This window comes from Myroides albus (genome assembly GCF_024722315.1).
In the GTDB taxonomy this organism is placed as follows: domain Bacteria; phylum Bacteroidota; class Bacteroidia; order Flavobacteriales; family Flavobacteriaceae; genus Flavobacterium; species Flavobacterium album_A.
Genome location: NZ_CP102754.1, coordinates 3,316,237 through 3,337,034, shown reverse-complemented (window position 1 = coordinate 3,337,034; position 20,798 = coordinate 3,316,237). Strand labels below are relative to the sequence as shown.

The following is a 20,798-nucleotide window of genomic DNA, read 5'->3' as shown; positions in this document are numbered from 1 at the left end:
TACAAGAGAGGAACTATACCTCTCTTATACTTATAATCAATTTTAATTCTGATTGCAGTTGAGTAACTAGTTCTAACAGCACTTCTGCTTTTTCTGTATCGAAATTAATAAGTCGTTGATGTAATACTCTATAGTAATCTAATAAAGAAAAAAACTTGCTACCGAATTTATCAAATAAGTATTGATACTTAGTCAAGTTAGTATTCACATTTATACAAAGTAGCCATAAAGAGAAGCTAGATAAGTAATTAGGTAAGTACGATAAATGAGCTAATATATATGTTCTACAAAATGACATAAAATAAAGTGATAGTAGATAAGGAATACTTTGCTTACATTCTTGTCCCTTTTTTAGTTTTTGTAGATTCTTAAGTAGTTCTTTAGCAGTATTATTAGTAACAGAATTATAATAGTATAGATCAGTATATAAGGATGCGTGAGGGACTAACCAATGTAATGATGCATTGTATTTACTTGATGTATAAATCTTGTTTTCGTTTTTTATGATGTCAGCAAAGAAATCTTGTGAGCTGTATAATTCAGTTTGAATCCATATTTTAGTATGAGCTATAATAACAAAGTTCGTTTGCTTATTAAACTTATCTTGTAAACTTGATTCCAAATACTTAATCTGTTCGTTTGCAAACTTATCACCTATGACAAGAAGATAGTAAATAGTTTGGCTACCAAGAATTAACGTCTTGTACAGATAAATTTCTTCTATACGCTGATTTTGATTTAAGCATCTTTCAATGATGATATCATTAAAAGTATCTTGCTTATTTAGCTCTAAAGCCACCTCTGTAATCGTAGGAATGACTGTTGGGTGTTTGATTAAACATTTTAAAGACTTAAAACGTTCTTGAACAAAATTATGAAGAGTGTTTTCAACATTATTAAAAGCCTCAAAGTACTCATGGTAATAAACTTCTCTATCCTCTTCGATTGCTTCTTTTACTCTGTCTATTAAAGCTATAAGATAGTATTCCTCTTCATTTCTTTTAATAAATAAACCTTCAATCTCTGGGTTAAACTTGCTGATTTTTTTTATTCGTTGATGGAGATTATTGATTGAGCTGATATGTCCTACATATAGTTCTTCTAAATATTGTAAGTGTAATTCTAATATACGCTCGTAAACAAGAAACACACTTGAAATAGCGTCTAAAGATTTATACTTATTAAGCTCTGAACTTAATAGATCATAATCTTGGAAATATCTCTCTTTATAAATATTGTACTGATTTTTAAATTTTTTGAAACTTCTTGTAGCAAGTTTAGTAAAATCAATTCCTTCTTGCTGATAAATTAGATGCTCTTCTTGGTAGATAAGCTCTATTAATGGATAACCATGCTTAAATTTGTATTTCAAAGAGTCATAATCAAATAACAATACTATGATACCGTAGTTCTTAAATAGTTTTTTAATTCCTTTGCGATTGGCAATAATGTCAATATCACTTCTGTTATTTAGGTGTATAAGTAAATAGGAAGTCATCTCTATAGTATTACTACAATAGTACATCTCTAATACAGAAGGAAACTCTGTAATAATTTCTTTAAGCTGATTACTTAAAAAGTCGTTGATAGGTAAAATAGTTGTTTTCATAATTTTGAGTTTTTTTGATTTGATTAAAATTCAATAGAACTCATAGAATAAACTATTCAACTAAGAAGTATAATATTCTCATTATGGGATATTTTACAAGATAATTTTATAACTTTACCTTTCAATCTTTTTAAATCATTGGCTTTATCTTTGAGCCTTCTTAACTCAGCTATTAATTATGGAACATAAAATACATCAAGGAAGAAATGTAAAGCGTTTTAGAGAAATGCTTGGAATCAAACAAGAGGTTCTTGCTTTTGATTTAGGAGATGATTGGAATCAGAAAAAGATATCTGTTTTAGAACAGAAAGAGGTAATTGATAATTCACTATTACAACAGATTTCAAAGGTGCTTAAAATACCTGTTGAAGCAATTGAAAACTTTGATGAAGAAAAAGCAGTTAGTATTATATCTAATACTTTTCATGACAACGCTTCTTGTGTAGGGGTTATAGTAAATAATAATCCAATTGATAAGATTGTCCAACTTCACGAAGAAAAGATTGCTTTGTATGAGCGTATGCTTAAAGAGAAAGATGAGATGATGGCTCGTTTAGAGAAATTGATTCAAAAATAATATTCTCTTTTCTTAAAAATGGATAAAAACATTTCTTATACAATTAATGCTTCTTTGGACATAAATGCTTTAAATAGTTTTATGGGGAAAGTATGGAAAGACCATATGTGGATAGATTACAATCAAGTATTATCTAGAAGTCTAAGCTATATTACTGCACATTGGGGTAATGAAATCATAGGCTTTATAAATATAGCTTGGGATGGAAATAAACATGCCTTTCTCCTTGATACCTCTGTGGATCCCAATTTTCGCAATAAAGGTATTGGTAAAGAGTTAGTTGTTAAAGCTATATCTGCGTGTAAAGCTAATTCTATTGAATGGATTCATGTAGATTATGAAGAAAAATATGAAAACTTCTATAGACAATGTGGTTTTGTACAAAGAACTTCAGCTTCGTTATTACATTTAACCTAATGGGATAACATGGATATCCAAATAAAAACCGGAGTATTAGTTAAGCAGCATTTCTATAATTCATTGATTGATTAAATTCTTCTATCGTTAGATATCCTAAATGTGAATGTCTACGCTTTTTATTATACCAAAGTTCAATATATTCAAAAAGGTTCTTTTCCATTTTCTGGCGATTAACTAAAAGATTTCCGTAAATAATTTCTGTTTTCAGGGACTTAAAAAAACTCTCTGCTACTGCATTGTCCCAACAATTACCTTTTCTACTCATACTTCTTGTTACCTTAAAAGCCTCTAAAACATTAGTGAATTTCTTGTTAGCATATTGTACTCCTTGATCCGAATGGAAGATTAGTCCTGCTTTGAAAGGACGATTTTTACGAGCCATTTTAAAAGCAGCTAAAGTTGTATCTTCTGTATTCATCGTCTTGCTTATACTCCAGCCTATAAGTTTTCTGTCATATAAATCAATCACAGTGGTTAGGTAAACAAACCCTTCTTTTACAGGTATATAGGTAATATCTGACACCCATGCTTTACAAGGTGCTGTTTGTTTAAATCTACGTTCTAAAATGTTTTCAACAACTAAATAGTTGTGTTTGGAGTCAGTAGTTACTTTAAATTTCTTAGCTAATTTACTTCGCAATCCTAACTCTTTCATATATTTAGCAACTGTTGGTTCAGAGATTTTGTAACCACGTGCTTTTAATTCCGCAGAGATTCGTGGACTTCCATAACGTTGTTTAAATTCAAAATAAACCACTATGGACTGAAAGTCCATAGTTTGTTAAAGCAGACTAAAGTCTGCCTGGGTGGAGCTACTTACTCAAGTATAAAGTTACCTCCGTTATCATTTGGTTTACGATGGTGTTCAAGATATTGATTTAGCATTTCATCAGTAATATTTCCTGTACTCCAACAACCAAAGCCTATTGCCCAAAAGTGACGTCCCCAGTATCTGTGCTTCAACTCAGGAAATTCTATTTGGAGTTTCCTTGAGGTACGACCCTTGAAGAGTTTGACAATATTACTTATGTTTTGAGATGGTCGATATTCTATATGAAGATGAACATGATCCTTTGATACTACACCTTTTAAAATTTGAATATCTTCTGCTTCACAAATCTGAATGATCAGACTACGACAACGTATCTGAATATCTCCTTCCAATACTGGATAACGATATTTAGTCACCCATACTATATGGGCGGTTAAACGTGATACACTATGTCCTCCGGTTCGTTGATATTCCATATATCAAAGGTAAACATTTTTAGAAGCTGAAAGCTAAATGCACTAAAGTGCATAGTTTTAACTACAGTCTGCGACCAATAAACATCTTTGACAACTTGTTTTAGCTCTTGTTTTTTTTGCTCACGTAGGCTCTTTGGTGACCGTTTCCAATGGTAGTAGCTACTTGAACTTACCCCTAAAACTTTGCACATTTTCCCAATTGGAAACTCGTTTTCATGGCTTAATATGAAATTATAAGTTACTTTTCGGTCTTTGAAAAAATGGCAATTGCTTTTTTTAATATTTCATGTTCTAACTCAACATCCGCTAATTTCTTTTCTAAATCCCTAATTCTTTCTTGCTCTGGAGTTAACTTTAATTTTCCATTACCAGGAAAACTACCTGTTCCAAAATCCTCAAACTCCTTACACCATTTGTAAAGCAAAGCAACTGGTATTCCTAACTCTCTAGCTAATTCTGATTTATTTTTTCTCTCTTTTGTTAATTCAACTGCTTGACGTTTAAATAACGTATCGTAACTCTTTCTTGTTTGTTTCATATTTCAAAGTTAAATTTTTATACTTAACTTACTATCCAGTCAAAGTTAGGAAGTCCAGAGGGTATTCTACCTTTTTTCGTTTATAAATATTATTCATTCCTTTGATATAATAGTCAACATGCCTCTATTAGTCTATTTATACTAATAAAAGAGGTGTTAACCTCTATTGATGGTGGTTCTATAAAGTCTCCAAGTGCAAATTGTGTTATTTCGAATAAATCAATTTCTAACTGAATTACGGATTGTTTTGCAAATACATCCTCAAATACTAAGTAAGGGTTTAAATATTCCTCTTGGGATAGTGAACCTAAAAATGTCATTAATTTGGAAACTTCTGATTTGTTCATGGGATGTATCGAATAGTATTTTTTTGAGTTGCTTAGTATCTTATAACTACCGCGTATTATCGAACGCAGTAAAGAATAGATTAAGAGAACTATATGTGGGGTATTCTGTAGATAAATCTCACTTTTATGAGTGTGATTCATTAATTCTGATAGATACAGTTTTAACTCAGGAGGGTACACTACATCAAATAAGCAGTACAACATATAATAAGGGTTCTTAATTGGTTCTCTATACCACATATGGGTTTCTAAGGAAAGTTTTACTTTTTTCATAATTCATGTCTTTTAAGGTTTGTTTTAAAAGTATCATGCTTTATATCAGTAAACTATTCGCTTGGAAAGGTAAATTATCTTCTATAAAAGCATTACTGATTTGAAAATATCAGATATATTAAGACATAGAAAATCAGAGCTAAGTGATAAATAATTATTGGGTTTTATTTTTATTAATAATTGCACAAATTTAGGAAATGCCTAGCGGTTCGCTAGCAAGAAATTCCCCCATAAATGCTTGACTAAAGTCTTCGCTTTATTGCGTTGCTTCTTGCGCTCGCTAAGCCATTACCAATTGTGGCTCCATAATTAATTTAAAAATTTAATATTATGGAAACTATAGTTTTAAACAAAGATTGGCTTATCGCTTCAGAAGTAGAATTAATTTACAAATCAAAAGTAAAGGCTTCACAGAGACCTCAGATTACATCTTCTTATAGTGCATATCAAGTTGCATTAAAGGCTTGGGATAGTAATAAGATTGAATTATTAGAACAGTTTAAAGTACTTATGCTTTCAAACAACAACAAAGTACTTGGAGTATTAGAAGCTTCCTCAGGAGGAATAACAGGAACAATAGTAGATTTAAGAATCATCTTCTCAGCTCTATTAAAAGCGAATGCTACAGCGTTTTTGATTGTACATAATCATCCATCTGGAAAACTAGTTCCCAGTGATGCTGATAGACAACTTACAAGAAAGATTAAAGAAGCAAGTAAGATACTTGATATTACGCTTTTAGATCATTTAATTATAACCAATGAGAGTTACTACTCTTTTGCAGATGAAGGCACCTTATAGGTGCCTTTGTTGTTTTGATACTGTAGTTCTTATATGAATAATTACTTCATATGCGAAATCCATATGCAACTCTTTTATATCAAGTAAAAAATATTCCAATTCTCAACAAAAAAGTTTTAATGACAACATTCTTTAATTAATATCATTGTTTTAAAAAACATTCGTTTATAAAATATAAATTATGGAGTACTTTTATTCATTCTTTGTATTACACTCTGGACATTCATATTCTTTCTTATCGAAATCACGATAGTAAATTGTTTTACATGTGGTTGTTTTACAGCGTCTCACTTTTGTTTTTGTAAAATCGTCGACACTTAAAGCAGGTGTTGCTGTAAAAGCTAATCTAATATCTTGGAAAGCATATTCATTAACAGATTTGGCATTTTTACGTTGCACAAGGCCAATTTTTTTTAGGTAACCAGCAGTAGTCCATGGGTTTATAATATTTCTTATTGCTGCTGAATCTGACGCTACTTTAGAAACAACAAGCTCTTCTATAGTAAATGAAACTCGATTGGTTTTGGTTAAATGTTTTAGGTTTGTAGGATTAATTATTAATTCGCTTGCTTTTTCTTTACAAAATTGTTCAATCGATCTATCTACAACTATTTCACTAAAAATCAAAGAATTGGGGTCTTCCTTGAATTGTTCAGATAAAATTCTGTTACAAATTCTAATACAATCTCGTGGTGATAATTCTGAAAATAAAATTATTCTTCCAAGAGATTTCCTGTTATTAAATAGTGATTCAAAATTTGTAATTTTTCCATGGCTATACGCCTCAACTCTTTTAGATAACATCTCAATGATTTGACCCCATGTCCAACGCAAATCGTATGAAAATACTCTATCTGGACGCGCTGCTTCAACAGTATAAGGTTTTAAAGCATCCCACAAAAAAAACTTAAAACTTAAATTTGGCGTTTCTAATAGTTCTAAATCTTTAATAAGATCTTTAATTAATAAAAAGCTTGCAGAAGGATTATTTCCTGTTAGGTTTTGTTCATCAACTTTATCTACTAGTATATAAATTGAATTATAGTTACATTTTTTTAATAGGTCAACAATATTGAAAGTATTGTCCTTATGACTCATTTCTAATTTTTTATCAACTTCAATCTTTGAGAGGTCTATTTCTAATCCTTTATTTTTAGAAATCTGTTTAATTATATTTGTTATCGGCTCTTTAAAACCTTTCCATAAGTCAACTGCATAATCACCTAATGTTTTCAGAGATTGAATAGCTTGATTTGGAAAAGAAGCTGGCGTATCGTATAAATAAATCCTAGCTAATTTGTATATATATTGACGTTCTTTAAATGAAAAAATAGAATTAAAATCAAATTTCTCATCATTTACTCTATTAAAAAAAGAAAGTAAGAGAAGCCTGTTTAAGTAAATGAGATGATACTGTAAATTAACTTCATCAATTTTCTTAAATTCCGATAAATCATGATTTGTGTAAGTAATAGCTAAAATGTCAGTTGATAGTTTAGTCCTTTTCTCTATCATTATCCTTTGAGCCGTTTTTCCTCCTCCTCTTGGCGCATAAATGATATTAGATACAGGATTATAGGGATCTCCCCAAACATCTTCAAAATAATCAGGCTTTATGAAATATGAATCTAAATGGTCAACTTCTTTATCTGCATTTGAATATTGAAAGGGATTGATATTAAACCCTAGATTATGTATAAATTGCTCTATAGTCATGATTATTATTTAATATTAAAGCCAATATTTTTTACTGTTATTCTATTTTTAAACTCGAGGATTTATAAATTAGATAAAATAGTTACGCTAATTTACCTAAATAAAAGGTACAAAAAAAATCAACTTTATATTTTGGAGATGAAACTCAGTTATACTATTATAACTTTTTTATAATCAATGTTATATTTATTTTTTTTAAAAAATATCTTCTCTACTCTTTTAAGAGTGAAAGTAAAGATTTTTTTGATTATATAAAATCATCTATCAAGAAAAATAGCTTCAAGTGATACTAATATAGAAATTATAAGAAAGATTAAAGAAGCGAGTAAGATACTTGATATTATGCTTTTAGATCATTTAATTACAACAGCAGAGAGTTATTACTCTTTTGCAGATGAAGGCATCTTATAAGGTACCTTCGTTATTTAAAGATGTAAAACTGTAAAAGTACTTTTACAGTTTTACATCTTTATTATTTTATTGAAATACTTAAAAAATAGGTTTATTCTTTTCATTAAAGCTTATGGTTATCTCTTGTTCCAATTCATTGAAATGATGTTCTAATAGATTATATAAATAAGCATAGACAGATACCTTATTTTCTCCTATTACTTCAACTATACGTGTTAATTTCTTATGGGACTCAGGACGAATATAAACCGTTTTGCCATCTTTTGCTTTAGTAGATACTTCATTTAAAAAAGTATCTACATAATTCTCTATACTCTTAGTAATCTGTACTTGAGTTGATTCTCTTAATTGATTAAGTTTTTCCATTATAAAATAGGTTTGAATTTGTCATTAAAATATTGGGTAATCTCAGAGCTATACTGCTGTAAATGTTGCTTTAAGATATTGTCTAAATAAGAGTAAAGCGTAGTTTTTTCTTCTTTAGCCAGTTGCGTTATACGAAGTAATACTTCGTGATACTCAGGTCGGATATAAACAACCTTTCCTGCTCTTGATGAAGGAAATTCATTAATTAGAAAAAGCTCTTGGTATTTAGTAGTTGCTAATTCTTTCTTTGACTTCTTCTCTTTGACTTTTGTTACTTCTTCTTGGCTTAGAGGTTCTTCTTTTTCTTCTACGATAGGTTTAACTTGTTCTACAGACTTAACTTCTATATCACCACTCATGATATTCATTAAGTAGTCTTCATCGACTAACTCATTTCGAGTGTCTTTTTTTGATGGTTGGTTTATTGTTCCCATATTGTACATTTTTAAAGGTTTACATTTTACATTATGGATAGTTGTAAGCTTTAGTTTGTCAAAAACTTTACTCTTTTAAGTTTTTACACCAAGATTATTTTAAAACAGCTTTAAAGCGCTAATTAAAAGACAATTGCAAGACTTACTTTACTATCTTATAGCAAAGAAAGAATATATACAGTTTGAAAACTTTAAATAGAATTTTAAGGTTATACTTGGCACTTTAGTGTCAAATAGTGAGTGATTTCTTAATATGAAATCACTATAGATTTTACTTTGTAAAATTGGAGGATTTAGTAATCGAAAGATCACAGCAAGTTATGTTTTGAGGCACTCGAAACTACGTTCGTGCCATCAAAACTACTTGCTCTTGCAGAGGGTTAGAAAACTACTCCAAAGTCGATAGTTTTTGTTAGAATAGTAGATAGACTCAAAATATTGAGGGGTTTACGGATTTCCGTAATATTATTAGAGAAAGTTTTAATATGTTTGAAGAATAATGTACTAACTTCTCACAGCATTAGTTTCGTAAAGTTTGAAGTTAAATTAGAATAGAATATTTTCAACCTAGCAATCTACCAAAATTGTTTTGCTTCTTATTGCTTTAAAAATAGCTAAAGCTTTGGCTACGTCTGGATAGAATTGAGTTACCATACAATTCAAAGCCATACTCAGCTAAGTCGACGATAATTAACTATAATATTATGAGTACTTTACAACAAATTGAAAAAATCCTAAAGTCTGATTTCGAAAAATTATTATTCAAAGCAAGTTTGAAAAATTTGGAAGATGAGAATAACATACTTCGTTATCATAATTTTTGTTATAGTATTCGCGAGTTATCCAGACATTTTTTAAATTCACTTTCCCCTGAAGAATTAATATTTAATTGTCCTTGGTTTAAAGTAGAAAGTGAAAATGGTAAACCTACAAGAAGTCAAAAAGTAAAATATGCAATTCAAGGCGGATTAACTGATAAACTCCTTGAAGAATTAGGATTTAATATTAAAGAATTAAAAACTACTATTAAAGAATTAAAAACTACTATTGATTCTTTAAGTAAATATACTCATATAAATTCTGAGAACTTCATGCTCACTGAGAAACAAATAAAAACAAATAGTGATAAGGTTTTAAAAACATTTGAAAGTTTTGTAAATACAATCATTGATTACAAGGAAACTTTAAAAAATTTCTTAGATGGCAAAATTGAAGAGCATATGATTGATACGATTCTTTGCAACTCGTACGAAAACATTGATTCTTTAGCGCCACATTACTCACTTGAATTTGGAGAAGTTAATGCGTACCATATTGAAGAAATCACTAATACAGAAATAATTGTCAATGTATATGGAGATCTACACATTACACTTGAATATGGTTCTAGAAGCGAACGTGTAAACAATGATGGTTTAGATATAAACGAATCCTTTCCATTTGAGACACAAGTGAGATATGAAATAAGCAATAAGTTTCCTTCAGATGACTATGTAGTGGAAGAATTTGATGTTGATACATCAAAATGGTATTGTAATAATATTAGTAATGAAGAACTAGATAAATAGTTAATTGAGAAGAAAAAATAAAGATATAATAATACAACTAATATACATATGCAAAATGGATAGTTTCTCTTAAGATTGAAACTTTATTTGGCGTTTAATTAAAACTTTTGATTTCAATTCTCGTCACTTCTCAAAGCCCAAAGCATTAGTAGCAATAATTTACCAAGAATATTTATGAATGACTCAAATTACATCCACAAAATTAAAGTTCCAATATTTTCTTCTGAAATTAAAGATAGAACAGAAGGCGGATTATTTGAATTCAACAATTATAATTCTCTAATTGATTATATCAAAAGCAAAATTGATAAATTCAATGAATCAAAAAAAGTTGTAACTCAATCTAAAAGTAGCAAAGTAAAAGAAATGCAAATTTCTAAAATTGAATATTTTGATTCTGAATTTGAAAAAGTACCTACTTTATTACTAAAAGTTACTGCATATAACACAAACTTATTGGATGGTTTTGTTGAAATTGATGAAAAAAAAGAACTTAAATCAACAGATAAAGTTGGTAGTGATACTAACTTTATGCTAATTTATCCTTGTATTTTTGGTCCTTCCACAGACAAGTTTTCCTATCAATTTAAATTTTTTGTTTATGATGATCCAACAAAAGATAGCCACGAAATTATTTCAATTTGCAAACTTGTATCAAATAAAATTCTTGATATAAAAATAAGAAATTTGAAACTTGACAATATATTAAAAGAATTACACGAAGATAAAATTCTTGAGAATGTAGAAATTCATTTATCATCTCAATATGAAGAAGCTGATGATCCAGACATAAAAATGAAAAAATATTTAGTTAAGTCAAAAGTTTCTAAAATCACAAAAAACAATTATAAAGATATACCATCTGAAAAATTTGAAAATTTATTGAACCAAACTGATGGCTCCTTTATTAGGAGAACTTTCAAACTGGTAAAAAATAAACGTGAAATTAAAATAACCCAGGAATACAAAAGTGATCTAAATAAATTGAGTAATAGTATAGAAGAAATATTTAATTCTCAATATGAACTTAATCAAGAAGACTTAAAGAACATTTTTGAAAAAGGATTTGTTTTAAAAAATTTAGAATTGGCTTTAAGAGATTTTTACAAACAAAATCAATAAATTTATCCAATGGATAGTTTAATCAATATATTATCAGATATATCAAACTTCGCATTAGTAATATTTGGCTTTTGCGCAACTTTGTATACAGTAATTTATTCATTTATATTAAACAAAAAAGAATCTTTAAATGAAATAAATGAGTTAATCAAGTTAAGTGAAAAAGTACCTTTACAAACTTTAAAAGAAACATCCTATAAAAATTACATAAAACGTATGAGAAGATTCAATTCTTATATAATTTATTGTTTATGGTCTTCACTTTTAATTTACATAATATCTTTAGTTATTAAATATTTTGGATTTTATAAATTCTCCATTAAGCTAAATGAAGAGATAGTTGTTGATGGATACTTAGTATACCTCTTATTGATATTAACGATTACTTTATTTATTTGTATTATAATTTTAATCAATAAAAGTATATCCACATATAACAAAACAACAAAAATATAAATATTACTAATATTGGTTTATACATAGCGAATAAATAGTTCATAATTCGCATTTTCTTCTTGGATATAAATTTGTATTTTTGTTAAAATTCGGCAATAGGTGGATTCTTTACCACCAAACTCTAAAACATTAATAGTAATAATTTACCCCCTCTAAATAAATATGGACACAATATCAATTTTTGGTTTTATTAGTGGTTTAATAGGAATAATAGGCTTCTTTTTTCCTATAGAATGGAAAAATAATTTTTTTGTAAAAATCATATTTGTTTTGGTCTTAGGTATCTTAGCCCCTAAATAAGCTGGAGTGAAACTAGTAAATTAATTACATAACTTTGGACTTATGAAATACAAGAAATGGAGCTTATCTGAGAAGCTATCAATTTTAGAAGAAGCAGAAGAAAATGGGGTAATAGAAACTTGTCGTAAACACAGTTTAAGTACAGGTACTTTCTACTCATGGAAGAAGAAATTCGATTCTCAAGGAGAATCAGGATTAAGACCTGCTGTTTCTGACAAATCAAAAGAACTTAAAAAAGCAGAAGAAGAGAATAAGATTCTCCGTAAACTACTAAGTGATAAAGAAATAGAATTAGAAGTTCAACGTGAACTTCTAAAAAAAAAGTTTGGGACATCCGATCCAAAAAAGATCTGGTAGAATACTTTTATAGTAAATATCAAAAAAGTAAAGCTAAACTAATACATTGGGTTGGCTTAAGTGAAAGCACGTACTACTTCAAGGGTTCTGGCAAGTCAAAAGGTAATAAAGCTACTTTATTAACCTATCATAAAACCCAAGGTTGGGTTAATGAACAAACTGTTGTAGAGTCAATTAAAGAGCTTTTAAGGGGTGATTTTATGGATTGTGGCTACCGTATGATGAGCGAGTATCTTAAACGCGAAGGGTACACCATTAACCATAAAAAAGTATATCGTATCATGAAAAACGCCAAGCTTTTACAAACTCGTATAACTAGAGATCATTCGGATAAGAAGTACGTTAAGCATCGTAAAGTAAAGACTACGAGACCCTTAGAGTGTATTGAAATGGATATTAAGATGGTATGGATACCACAAAAAGGTAAAAATGCTTATTTACTTTCTGTAATTGATGTACACAGTCGTAGAATATTAAAAGACTACTTCAGCTTTAATATTAAGCAGAAGCAGGTAATAGAATTATTGTCAGGGCTTTTTGAAGAGTTAGATTACCCTAAAAATGTGGTTATTAGATCGGATAATGGTAGTCAATTTATTGCCAAGAATGTAAGAGAATATCTTTCCTTAGTAGGTGTATCACAAGAATTTACACACGTAGCAACACCAGAGGAAAATGCTCACATAGAAGCCTATCACGGTACTTTAAAAAGAGAGGTTTTTACTAAATTTGAATACTTTACTTTTGGACAAATAGAACAAATATTAAAGAAGTACGTAGTATTTTATAATAACAAAAGACTACATGGCTTGCTTGGAAAAATCACTCCAATGGAGAAATGGGAAAAGGACAAACACTTGATTTGTAGCAGAGAAAAAGTAGCCTAAAACATTATACTTTAAAAATTTAAAAATACTCTAGGTTTATAGGGGTCAAAACATTAGGTTCTTTATCAATTTTTATTTTTTATCAAAATTCAAAGATTGATAAAATAGAAAAAGTTTCAAAATCGGCCGATTTATTAATCAAGAGTAAAGATACGGAATTTACGCATGAAGGATTCATTTTGGCAAGTCTAAGCTTCTTAGAACAAAATAAAAATGAATTTCCCGAATCATATGAAAGAGCAAAAGAAATTTTTAAAAAGTATGATAACAGTGAATATAAAACTACTGAAAGTGTTGGAATTTCATACGAAATGGCAGGAATAGTTAAAGGAATTGCAATATTATCGACAGTAAAAGAATAATAATAGTCACTTCCGTTAACATAGACTCAAAATATTGAGGGTGTTACAGATTTTTATAGGTCATATTTAAAATTGTTTTGTATGTTTGAATACCAGTTATAAGTTACTAAACTAAGCTATATACAGCAAGCTAGGATATACTGGTTTATTTCGTTATTCACATTCATATAAATTAATTGTAAATTGAATTACTTCATTATATACCAAACTATTCTCTTTAAGTATCTTATTTATATATAAATAATTAGCATAACATACTGATTTTACGAAATGCCACTATAAACATTTTTAACGAAACAGATAGGAAGATGTTAGATACAAACTTAAAAAAAACTAATTACTATAATATATAGAAGAAATTCAAGAAGAAATTAATGACAATTACTCAAATGATGATTTATACAATATAAATTCTTGGGGAGCCGATTTATCATTCAGGAAATTAATTACAATGTATGAAGAAGATGAGTTGCTAAAGCCTGAACTACAGAGATATTATGTATGGGAAAAAACTGAAGCTAGTAGATTTATTGAATCTATACTTTTAGGATTACCCGTTCCAAGCATATTTTTAGCAAATACCCAAGACGATAAAAAACTAATTATTGACGGTTATCAAAGAATCATGACAGTTTATGATTATGTAAAAAATGGCTCTGGAGAAAAGATGGAAAGATTTTTAGATTGTCTAATACAGACAAGATAAATATAAGATTTAAAAATAAATCTTTTAAAGAATTAGACGAAAAAGACCAACGTAGAATAAAAAGTACAACAATACAGACTGTAGGCTTCCCTAAAAATCGGACAGATGTTAATTCGAAATTATTAACTTTAAACAAAACTGTCAAGTATGAAAACAAGTAATTTTAGTGAGAGCCAAATCATTAAAGCTCTCAAAGAAAATGAACAGGGAAGATCAGTAAGTGAAATCTCTCGAGAATTAGGTATTGATAAGAGTACATTCTACTATTGGAGAAAGAAGTATGGTGGAATGGAAAAACAAGAGTTGAAACGTTTAAAAGAACTTGAAGAAGAAAATCGCAAGCTTAAACAGATGTATGCAGATGTTAGTTTAGACAATAAAATGCTCAAAGATATTCTGTCAAAAAAGTTCTAAGCTCAGCAGATAAAATAGAAAGAGCAAAGTATCTGTTAGAGCAATATAAGTTATCCATTGTTCGTATTTGTTTATTAGTTGGATTATGCCGATCGATGTGGTATTATCAAAGTAAAAAAGATGATACACAGGTTATTGATAAACTAAGCGAATTAGCAGAACAATATCCTACTCGCGGCTTTGATGAGTACTACAATAAGATACGCAGAGAAGGACTTATATGGAACAGAAAAAGAGTTCTACGCGTTTATCGCTTAATGAAACTAAGTCTAAGAAGAAAACATAAGAAACGTTTAATAACAAGAGTTAAACAGCCTTTAGAAACACCACAAGTACTCAATGAGTGTTGGAGTATGGACTTTATGAGTGACTTACTTACAGATGGTAGAAAGGTACGAGTTTTTAATGTATTAGATGACTGTAATAGAGAAGCAATAGCTATTGAAGCTGGATTAAGTTATCCTGCAAGGGCGGTAATAGAAACATTAGAAAACTTAAAAACAAGAAATAGGTATTCCAAAGTACATTAGATGTGATAACGGCCCTGAATTTATCTCTAAAACCTTTGTAAATTGGTGTGAGAATAATTTTATAGAAATTAAATATACCCAGCCTGGCAAACCAATGCAGAATGGATATATAGAACGTTTTAATCGATTTTTTAGAGAGGATATATTAGATGCTTTTTACTTCAATGATATCTACCAGTTACAAAGATTGGCTGATAAATGGAAAGAGGATTACAATTTTAACCATCCTCATAAAGCATTAGGGAATAAATCGCCTAAAGAATATAAGCCCAGATTTGATGAAGAATTTAAATTCTTCATCAAATCTGAACATAATAAGAATTATTTGTCGAATTTAGAGGTGTCCTAAAAAAGGGAAGCCTACAAGACTATCATGTTTGAACAGAAAACTCCTAATGATAACGACACAATTAAAAACGCTTTTGAAAATTCTAAAACAAACATAGAAAATGAATGAGAAAAACTACTGTTAACAAGCGTTTGGAAAAGTGGCGGTTTCATACTTCGTATAAAATTTTTTCGTAACTTTGAAATTAGTACTTCGTACGAAGTTTAGTGATAAAGTCGCCACCTTCGCCAAGCATCAAAACGTTAATTATAACCATAAAAGAGACTCTACAAAGTGAAATTGATTACCGATTGGAATGTTTTCAAAAAAAATGTTAGTGAACTAATTGTCGAGGGAAATGAAATAGTTCAAAATTTTGACACTAATAAGAATTATGAAGAGCAAAAAGAATATATTTCTATTTGGCATACGAAAATTCTAAATGAGTTCGAGTCTTCATTTGAGCCTAATATTAATGAACTTAGTTCTGAAATAAAAAATGCTTTTAGAGAGCAAAACAACACATATAATACACCACAAAATCAATACAATAGAAAATTTAATTTTCCAAAAGATAAAGAGCAGGAGAATAGAGAAAATAACATTAGTTTTAAAAATAAATTAGAAAGTTTATTAAAATATCTAAGTTTCTATTTAAAATTTTTAAGTGCTTCAGACTCTATAATCTATCCAGAACTAATTGAATTAAACAATAGAGATAATTATTCCACAGAGAATGTTCTAAATCTAATACTCGAAAAATTATACATACTTTATGATACTAATTATATTTCAATCAATAGTATTTTAAATGCAAATGGGATAAAATTAAGTCGTCATGGGGAAGAGAGAGAGTTAACTAAGGTTTTAGAAAAGAAAGGGCTAATAAATGTAATGTCTGCGAGAGATGTAAGTGCTCAGCTTACAATTCAAGGAAAAATGTATGTTGAAGAAAAACAAAAAACATCAAAATCTAACTACGAGAAAATAGATGATAATCAATTAGAATTTGAAAAAACAATTGATCAAATTTTGTTAAAACTAGAAAAGTTAGGGTATGGTCAACAAATTATCTTTGAAGAAATAGAAGAGTTAAAAGACCTTCATTCAAAACTCAATAAAAAGAACTTTGGCCAAGTGTTAAAAGGTAAACTAATAGATTTAGCCTTATCTAAAGCAATTGAAAATGATACCATTAGCTATATATATAATAAAATTACAGATGAAATATTAAAGTTACCGTAAAATTGCTACAGCTAACTTCGTATTGAGAAAACAAAGATTTTATTATTAAATTGAAAAAATCTCTTTTCCTCCAAAATAAATATAAAATAGTATATTTGATTTTGAATCAAACAATTCTAATCATAGTTAAAAACTTTCGGAATAAGGTGCTCACCCCAATCCAAAAAAATGAGCATCCCTATTTATAAAGCATACTGAGTAAAAGAGGCTAACCCTCTTTCTCCGCAAAAAAAACCGATAACATTCGTTATCGGTTTTTTTATTTAACAAAAGGAACGGAAAGCTCGCTTTCTACGTTCCTTTTGTTAAATAAAAAAGCACAAAACCGAATGCAATGAGGGATTGATTTTATTTGTGTCAATATACCCACTTAGGATCTGTAATCCCTCTTTCTATTCAATACTCGCTTTCTACGTTCCTCTGTATCCACCCGACCAAGCCCATATTTCATAAGCTAACGTAAGGTAGTAAGTTTGCTTGAAATAATAAAGAGATGAGCAAACAAGAAATAATGTACTCTCATGTAGAGGATTGGAAAACAAGTGGATTAACGCAATCAAGATACTGTGAAAGTGTCGGAATTAAATTAGCAACCTTTAGTTATTGGGTGGTTAAGTATAAGGCAAAGTCAGAGTCAACGCAATTAGACAATAATTTTATAACTGTAACAAAAGGTCAAGTCATCAATACTCAGGAATATGAGATAGTATATCCCAATGGTGTAAAGTTACGTCTACAAACGGATAATCTTAGTGAACTATATTCATTAGTAAACTTAGTGTAATGTTTAGTTTGAGTAGTTCTAATCAATTTCATTTGTATAGACAAGCTTGTGATATGCGCAAGAGTTTTGATAGCCTTTGTGGACTTGTCCAGAATGAACTTAATCAAGTAGCTCATAGTGGAAGTGTCTATATATTTATCAATAGACGCTGTAATCAAATGAAGCTCTTGCATTGGGAAGCAGGAGGCTTTGTACTATACCACAAGCGCTTAGAACAAGGAACTTTTGCTTTTCCCACGCATAGTAAAGCTCAAATAAGTTGGACTGATTTAGTACTGATGATAGAGGGAATCCAGGTTATCAAAAGTAACCAAAAAAGGCGTTTTTTATTGAAGTAAAACAGGTTAAAACCTTGTATATTCTGGGCTTTTGACGTATTTTTACTTCATGGAAATAGACTTAGAAAACTTATCGAAAGAACAACTTTTGGCGCTTATAAAAAAGCAGTCTAAGACTATTTCCAAACAAGACAAAATAAATACTAAGTTAGAGCAAAAGACATCTAAGTTAGAGCAAAAGACATCTAAGTTAGAGCAAAAGACATCTCAGCTAGAACAAGAAAAGCAAGAACTCCAACGCTTAGTAGATCTTTTACGACGCATGCAATTTGGACAAAAACGCGAGCGTTTCGAAGACCCTAATCAAACACAGTTACCTTTAGAGGTTCAGCAAGCAGTCCTGGAAGAACAAGAAGAAGTAATCAAACAAGAGATCACTTATTCTCGTCAGAAGAAAAAACATCCAGGAAGAGCTAAACTACCCGATCATTTACCTGTAGAAGAAATAGAAATCTACCCAGAGGGAGATTTATCTGATAAGATTTGCATTGGTAAAGAAACTACAGATGTCTTAGATTATGTTCCAGGTTACTTTAAAATAAAACGTTACATCCGATATAAATACGCCACGAAAGACAAAGACAATACGCAAATCAGTATTGCACTGCTTCCAGAGCGAATTATAGATAAAGGAATACCTTCTGAAGGATTATTATCTACAATACTTGTTGACAAATACGTAGATCACCTTCCGCTATATAGACAGAAGCAACGCTTTTCAAGAGAAAATATCGATATAGCTTCTTCTACTATAGATGGCTGGGCAGCTCAATGTATGGATGCTTTAAAACCACTATATGAAAAGCTTCTGCTGGACATCAAAAATGAAGGATATCTTCAAGTTGATGAAACCACCATCAAAGTCTTAGATGAGAAAAAGAAAGATAAATCTCATCTTGGGTATTATTGGGTGTATCACGCACCTATATCCAAACTCGTAATGTTCAATTACAGTCCCACACGTAGTGGTAGCGCTGCACTACCTGTATTAGAAAACTTCAAAGGATATCTGCAAACCGATGGTTATAGCGGATACAAAGCCTATGGAGCTAAGTCTGGTGTAGTTCATCTGGGCTGTTGGGCACACGCTCGTCGTGAGTTTGAAAGAGCTCTTGACAATGATAAGACAAAAGCACAGCATGTACTTGTAGAAATACAAAAACTATATGCTGTAGAAAGAAAAGCAAAAGAACAAAACTTAACCCCAGAGCAAATTAAAGAACTTCGATTAGAACAAAGCTTACCAATCATCAATGAACTGGGTAAATATATGTTTGTTCAAATGAAACTCGTACTTCCTAAAAGTCAAATAGGTAAAGCTTTTGCTTACTCACAAACTAGATGGGATAATCTTAGTGCGTACTTATATGATGGAAACTTACAGATAGACAATAATCTCATTGAAAATGTAATTAGACCAGTAGCTATTGGACGTAAAAACTATCTCTTTGCAGGATCACACGATGCAGCTCAAAGGGCGGCTATGGCGTATACGTTTTTTGCTAACTGCAAAAAGCACGATATTAATCCATACCAATGGCTTAAATATGTTCTAGAAAATATTCAATCTATCAACCACAAGAACATTACAGATTTATATCCTCATAACTATAAAACATTAAACTCAAACGTTGTAGAAGAATAATTATATCTCACAAGATGTACTTGCTCGGGTGCATACGTTCCTCTTGCTAAATAAAAAACCACAAAACCGAATGCAATGAGGGATTGGTTTTCTTTGTGTCTATATAGCCCCCCTTAGAGATCTGTAATCAATAAAAATTACAAAGCCTTTATTTTACTACTAATATATTTTAGGTCATATCTAGCTTCTGTACCGTAATTCTCAGCTGGTCCTTTACCCATATATATTTCTCTACAAAGCTCTTCTCCTGTTTGTCCATCTAATATAATATAAAGTATTTCAAACTTATCTATTCTTTGGACATTAGATAAAATCCAAACAAAATGTTTGTCATTAGCATTATCGCTATTTAATTTGTAACCATACTGGGAGATATCTCCACGATATATATACGGCACAGGAAACTCTGGATCTTCTAATGAGTTATAATTCATAAAATCACTATTAATCTTCTCATCACTCATAAATTTAAATACATTATCTATAGAGAAATTATATAATTCATCATAATTAACTAAATCATAAATCTCTTTTTTAGAATTAACCTTATATTCTAATATATCATATCCCAAAGCAGAATTCAACTTATGGGATATAATTTTCCAATCTAAATCATATCTATTGAAAGAAATAGTACTATCTGTATAGACTCTCAAGGCATATCCTTGACTATTTGAATTCATAAAAACGTTCTTTGACTTATAAACCCCTCTATACTCAAGATGTTCTTCATTACTTGAACTATACATTTTCCCATTTAACATTAAAAAGTCAAGATCAAAATCCTCTATATTGCAATACACAATGATATTCTTTTGCTCTTTATTAATCACTTTTTTTTGCTCCTTACTACATCCGCTAAAAATTAGAGATATAACAAACAACTTCAATATTATTTTTATCATATTATTTACTATTTTTCTTAAAATATCTCATTGCATAAAAACGATTAAATTAAAGATATGTTACTCATAACCATATTTGTATAGTCCATAACATTGTTTATGTTCACAACT

Annotated in this window: 25 protein-coding genes and 1 pseudogene; 17 read left to right on the top strand and 9 right to left on the bottom strand. The window is 29.7% G+C overall.

Annotation, left to right across the window (positions count from 1 at the left end; translation table 11 throughout):
- Positions 1 to 13 precede the first annotated feature (13 nt).
- Complete coding sequence (locus tag NWE55_RS14845) at positions 14 to 1,609, bottom strand: hypothetical protein (RefSeq protein WP_258204367.1); 1,596 nt, start codon at positions 1,607 to 1,609, stop codon at positions 14 to 16.
- Between the two features lie 178 nt (positions 1,610 to 1,787).
- Here NWE55_RS14845 and NWE55_RS14840 point away from each other — a divergent pair, with 178 nt between their 5' ends.
- The gene (locus NWE55_RS14840) at positions 1,788 to 2,186 is read left to right on the top strand and encodes an XRE family transcriptional regulator (protein WP_258204366.1); all 399 of its coding nucleotides are present in this window, start codon (positions 1,788 to 1,790) and stop codon (positions 2,184 to 2,186) included.
- 18 nt (positions 2,187 to 2,204) lie between these two features.
- The gene (locus NWE55_RS14835; RefSeq protein WP_258204365.1) at positions 2,205 to 2,603 is read left to right on the top strand and encodes a GNAT family N-acetyltransferase; all 399 of its coding nucleotides are present in this window, start codon (positions 2,205 to 2,207) and stop codon (positions 2,601 to 2,603) included.
- Between the two features lie 40 nt (positions 2,604 to 2,643).
- On the opposite strand, the gene NWE55_RS14830 is transcribed toward NWE55_RS14835, so the two are convergent.
- The 4 genes from NWE55_RS14830 to NWE55_RS14815 all read right to left on the bottom strand — a co-directional run bounded on the left by NWE55_RS14830 (position 2,644) and on the right by NWE55_RS14815 (position 5,012).
- On the bottom strand, positions 2,644 to 3,381 hold the full coding sequence (locus NWE55_RS14830; RefSeq protein ID WP_258204364.1) for an IS3 family transposase: 738 nt from the start codon (positions 3,379 to 3,381) through the stop codon (positions 2,644 to 2,646).
- A 41-nt stretch (positions 3,382 to 3,422) separates the two neighbouring features.
- Positions 3,423 to 3,854: an IS200/IS605 family transposase gene (gene tnpA, locus NWE55_RS14825; RefSeq protein WP_155093506.1), complete on the bottom strand. Its 432-nt coding sequence runs from the start codon at positions 3,852 to 3,854 to the stop codon at positions 3,423 to 3,425.
- Between the two features lie 238 nt (positions 3,855 to 4,092).
- Positions 4,093 to 4,392, bottom strand: coding sequence for an IS3 family transposase (locus NWE55_RS14820; RefSeq protein ID WP_010257638.1), 300 nt, complete (start codon positions 4,390 to 4,392; stop codon positions 4,093 to 4,095).
- 113 nt (positions 4,393 to 4,505) lie between these two features.
- The gene (locus NWE55_RS14815) at positions 4,506 to 5,012 is read right to left on the bottom strand and encodes a hypothetical protein (RefSeq protein WP_258204363.1); all 507 of its coding nucleotides are present in this window, start codon (positions 5,010 to 5,012) and stop codon (positions 4,506 to 4,508) included.
- Between the two features lie 330 nt (positions 5,013 to 5,342).
- Between NWE55_RS14815 and NWE55_RS14810 the strand changes: the two genes are divergently transcribed.
- Entirely contained in the window at positions 5,343 to 5,813 is a 471-nt protein-coding gene (locus NWE55_RS14810; protein WP_258204362.1) for a JAB domain-containing protein, read from the top strand.
- Between the two features lie 192 nt (positions 5,814 to 6,005).
- Here NWE55_RS14810 and NWE55_RS14805 read toward each other — a convergent pair whose 3' ends face one another.
- Positions 6,006 to 7,529 (bottom strand): anti-phage protein, encoded by a 1,524-nt coding sequence (locus NWE55_RS14805; RefSeq protein ID WP_258204361.1) that lies wholly within the window; start codon positions 7,527 to 7,529, stop codon positions 6,006 to 6,008.
- Between the two features lie 267 nt (positions 7,530 to 7,796).
- Between NWE55_RS14805 and NWE55_RS14800 the strand changes: the two are divergent.
- Positions 7,797 to 7,940: pseudogene (locus NWE55_RS14800) on the top strand (JAB domain-containing protein); the annotation flags it as partial.
- A 78-nt stretch (positions 7,941 to 8,018) separates the two neighbouring features.
- Here NWE55_RS14800 and NWE55_RS14795 read toward each other — a convergent pair.
- Entirely contained in the window at positions 8,019 to 8,306 is a 288-nt protein-coding gene (locus tag NWE55_RS14795; RefSeq protein WP_258204360.1) for a DUF3408 domain-containing protein, read from the bottom strand.
- Positions 8,306 to 8,740, bottom strand: coding sequence for a DUF3408 domain-containing protein (locus NWE55_RS14790; protein ID WP_258204359.1), 435 nt, complete (start codon positions 8,738 to 8,740; stop codon positions 8,306 to 8,308). Before NWE55_RS14790 ends, NWE55_RS14795 begins: the two co-directional genes overlap by 1 nt.
- 704 nt (positions 8,741 to 9,444) lie before the next feature.
- Between NWE55_RS14790 and NWE55_RS14785 the strand changes: the two genes are divergently transcribed.
- From NWE55_RS14785 to tnpC, 13 genes are all read left to right on the top strand, one after another.
- Positions 9,445 to 10,308 (top strand): pPIWI-associating nuclease domain-containing protein, encoded by an 864-nt coding sequence (locus NWE55_RS14785; protein WP_258204358.1) that lies wholly within the window; start codon positions 9,445 to 9,447, stop codon positions 10,306 to 10,308.
- A gap of 174 nt (positions 10,309 to 10,482) precedes the next feature.
- Positions 10,483 to 11,430 carry a hypothetical protein gene (locus tag NWE55_RS14780; protein ID WP_258204357.1) on the top strand — a complete coding sequence of 316 codons (948 nt, stop codon included), beginning with the start codon at positions 10,483 to 10,485 and terminating at the stop codon, positions 11,428 to 11,430.
- 798 nt (positions 11,431 to 12,228) lie between these two features.
- Entirely contained in the window at positions 12,229 to 12,543 is a 315-nt protein-coding gene (locus tag NWE55_RS14775) for a transposase (RefSeq protein ID WP_155093491.1), read from the top strand.
- On the top strand, positions 12,519 to 13,430 hold the full coding sequence (locus NWE55_RS14770; protein ID WP_308860670.1) for an IS3 family transposase: 912 nt from the start codon (positions 12,519 to 12,521) through the stop codon (positions 13,428 to 13,430). Before NWE55_RS14775 ends, NWE55_RS14770 begins: the two co-directional genes overlap by 25 nt.
- 179 nt (positions 13,431 to 13,609) lie before the next feature.
- The gene (locus NWE55_RS14765) at positions 13,610 to 13,792 is read left to right on the top strand and encodes a hypothetical protein (protein ID WP_258204356.1); all 183 of its coding nucleotides are present in this window, start codon (positions 13,610 to 13,612) and stop codon (positions 13,790 to 13,792) included.
- A gap of 451 nt (positions 13,793 to 14,243) precedes the next feature.
- The gene (locus NWE55_RS14760; protein ID WP_258204355.1) at positions 14,244 to 14,498 is read left to right on the top strand and encodes a DUF262 domain-containing protein; all 255 of its coding nucleotides are present in this window, start codon (positions 14,244 to 14,246) and stop codon (positions 14,496 to 14,498) included.
- Positions 14,499 to 14,645: 147 nt separating this feature from the next.
- Positions 14,646 to 14,912: a transposase gene (locus NWE55_RS14755; protein WP_006261795.1), complete on the top strand. Its 267-nt coding sequence runs from the start codon at positions 14,646 to 14,648 to the stop codon at positions 14,910 to 14,912.
- 95 nt (positions 14,913 to 15,007) lie between these two features.
- A complete protein-coding gene (locus NWE55_RS14750; protein WP_258204354.1) occupies positions 15,008 to 15,442 on the top strand; it encodes a hypothetical protein in 435 nt (144 codons plus the stop codon).
- The gene (locus tag NWE55_RS14745; RefSeq protein ID WP_308860672.1) at positions 15,420 to 15,791 is read left to right on the top strand and encodes an integrase core domain-containing protein; all 372 of its coding nucleotides are present in this window, start codon (positions 15,420 to 15,422) and stop codon (positions 15,789 to 15,791) included. The genes NWE55_RS14750 and NWE55_RS14745 overlap by 23 nt, the downstream gene beginning before the upstream one ends.
- A gap of 273 nt (positions 15,792 to 16,064) precedes the next feature.
- Entirely contained in the window at positions 16,065 to 17,015 is a 951-nt protein-coding gene (locus NWE55_RS14740; protein WP_258204353.1) for a hypothetical protein, read from the top strand.
- Between the two features lie 493 nt (positions 17,016 to 17,508).
- On the top strand, positions 17,509 to 17,799 hold the full coding sequence (gene tnpA, locus NWE55_RS14735; protein ID WP_058699130.1) for an IS66 family insertion sequence element accessory protein TnpA: 291 nt from the start codon (positions 17,509 to 17,511) through the stop codon (positions 17,797 to 17,799).
- On the top strand, positions 17,799 to 18,137 hold the full coding sequence (gene tnpB / locus NWE55_RS14730; protein WP_081048718.1) for an IS66 family insertion sequence element accessory protein TnpB: 339 nt from the start codon (positions 17,799 to 17,801) through the stop codon (positions 18,135 to 18,137). The genes tnpA (NWE55_RS14735) and tnpB overlap by 1 nt, the downstream gene beginning before the upstream one ends.
- A gap of 49 nt (positions 18,138 to 18,186) precedes the next feature.
- Entirely contained in the window at positions 18,187 to 19,782 is a 1,596-nt protein-coding gene (gene tnpC, locus NWE55_RS14725; protein WP_058699585.1) for an IS66 family transposase, read from the top strand.
- Between the two features lie 137 nt (positions 19,783 to 19,919).
- Here tnpC and NWE55_RS14720 read toward each other — a convergent pair whose 3' ends face one another.
- Positions 19,920 to 20,687: a hypothetical protein gene (locus tag NWE55_RS14720; protein WP_258204352.1), complete on the bottom strand. Its 768-nt coding sequence runs from the start codon at positions 20,685 to 20,687 to the stop codon at positions 19,920 to 19,922.
- Positions 20,688 to 20,798: the final 111 nt, after the last annotated feature.

Coding starts and splice junctions, on each gene's coding strand:
- NWE55_RS14845 (WP_258204367.1), bottom strand. CDS start 1,609: ATGAAAACAACTATTTTACCTATCAACGACTTTTTAAGTAATCAGCTT.
- NWE55_RS14840 (WP_258204366.1), top strand. CDS start 1,788: ATGGAACATAAAATACATCAAGGAAGAAATGTAAAGCGTTTTAGAGAA.
- NWE55_RS14835 (WP_258204365.1), top strand. CDS start 2,205: ATGGATAAAAACATTTCTTATACAATTAATGCTTCTTTGGACATAAAT.
- NWE55_RS14830 (WP_258204364.1), bottom strand. CDS start 3,381: ATGGACTTTCAGTCCATAGTGGTTTATTTTGAATTTAAACAACGTTAT.
- tnpA (WP_155093506.1), bottom strand. CDS start 3,854: ATGGAATATCAACGAACCGGAGGACATAGTGTATCACGTTTAACCGCC.
- NWE55_RS14820 (WP_010257638.1), bottom strand. CDS start 4,392: ATGAAACAAACAAGAAAGAGTTACGATACGTTATTTAAACGTCAAGCA.
- NWE55_RS14815 (WP_258204363.1), bottom strand. CDS start 5,012: ATGAAAAAAGTAAAACTTTCCTTAGAAACCCATATGTGGTATAGAGAA.
- NWE55_RS14810 (WP_258204362.1), top strand. CDS start 5,343: ATGGAAACTATAGTTTTAAACAAAGATTGGCTTATCGCTTCAGAAGTA.
- NWE55_RS14805 (WP_258204361.1), bottom strand. CDS start 7,529: ATGACTATAGAGCAATTTATACATAATCTAGGGTTTAATATCAATCCC.
- NWE55_RS14795 (WP_258204360.1), bottom strand. CDS start 8,306: ATGGAAAAACTTAATCAATTAAGAGAATCAACTCAAGTACAGATTACT.
- NWE55_RS14790 (WP_258204359.1), bottom strand. CDS start 8,740: ATGGGAACAATAAACCAACCATCAAAAAAAGACACTCGAAATGAGTTA.
- NWE55_RS14785 (WP_258204358.1), top strand. CDS start 9,445: ATGAGTACTTTACAACAAATTGAAAAAATCCTAAAGTCTGATTTCGAA.
- NWE55_RS14780 (WP_258204357.1), top strand. CDS start 10,483: ATGAATGACTCAAATTACATCCACAAAATTAAAGTTCCAATATTTTCT.
- NWE55_RS14775 (WP_155093491.1), top strand. CDS start 12,229: ATGAAATACAAGAAATGGAGCTTATCTGAGAAGCTATCAATTTTAGAA.
- NWE55_RS14760 (WP_258204355.1), top strand. CDS start 14,244: ATGTATGAAGAAGATGAGTTGCTAAAGCCTGAACTACAGAGATATTAT.
- NWE55_RS14755 (WP_006261795.1), top strand. CDS start 14,646: ATGAAAACAAGTAATTTTAGTGAGAGCCAAATCATTAAAGCTCTCAAA.
- NWE55_RS14750 (WP_258204354.1), top strand. CDS start 15,008: ATGTGGTATTATCAAAGTAAAAAAGATGATACACAGGTTATTGATAAA.
- tnpA (WP_058699130.1), top strand. CDS start 17,509: ATGAGCAAACAAGAAATAATGTACTCTCATGTAGAGGATTGGAAAACA.
- tnpB (WP_081048718.1), top strand. CDS start 17,799: ATGTTTAGTTTGAGTAGTTCTAATCAATTTCATTTGTATAGACAAGCT.
- tnpC (WP_058699585.1), top strand. CDS start 18,187: ATGGAAATAGACTTAGAAAACTTATCGAAAGAACAACTTTTGGCGCTT.
- NWE55_RS14720 (WP_258204352.1), bottom strand. CDS start 20,687: ATGATAAAAATAATATTGAAGTTGTTTGTTATATCTCTAATTTTTAGC.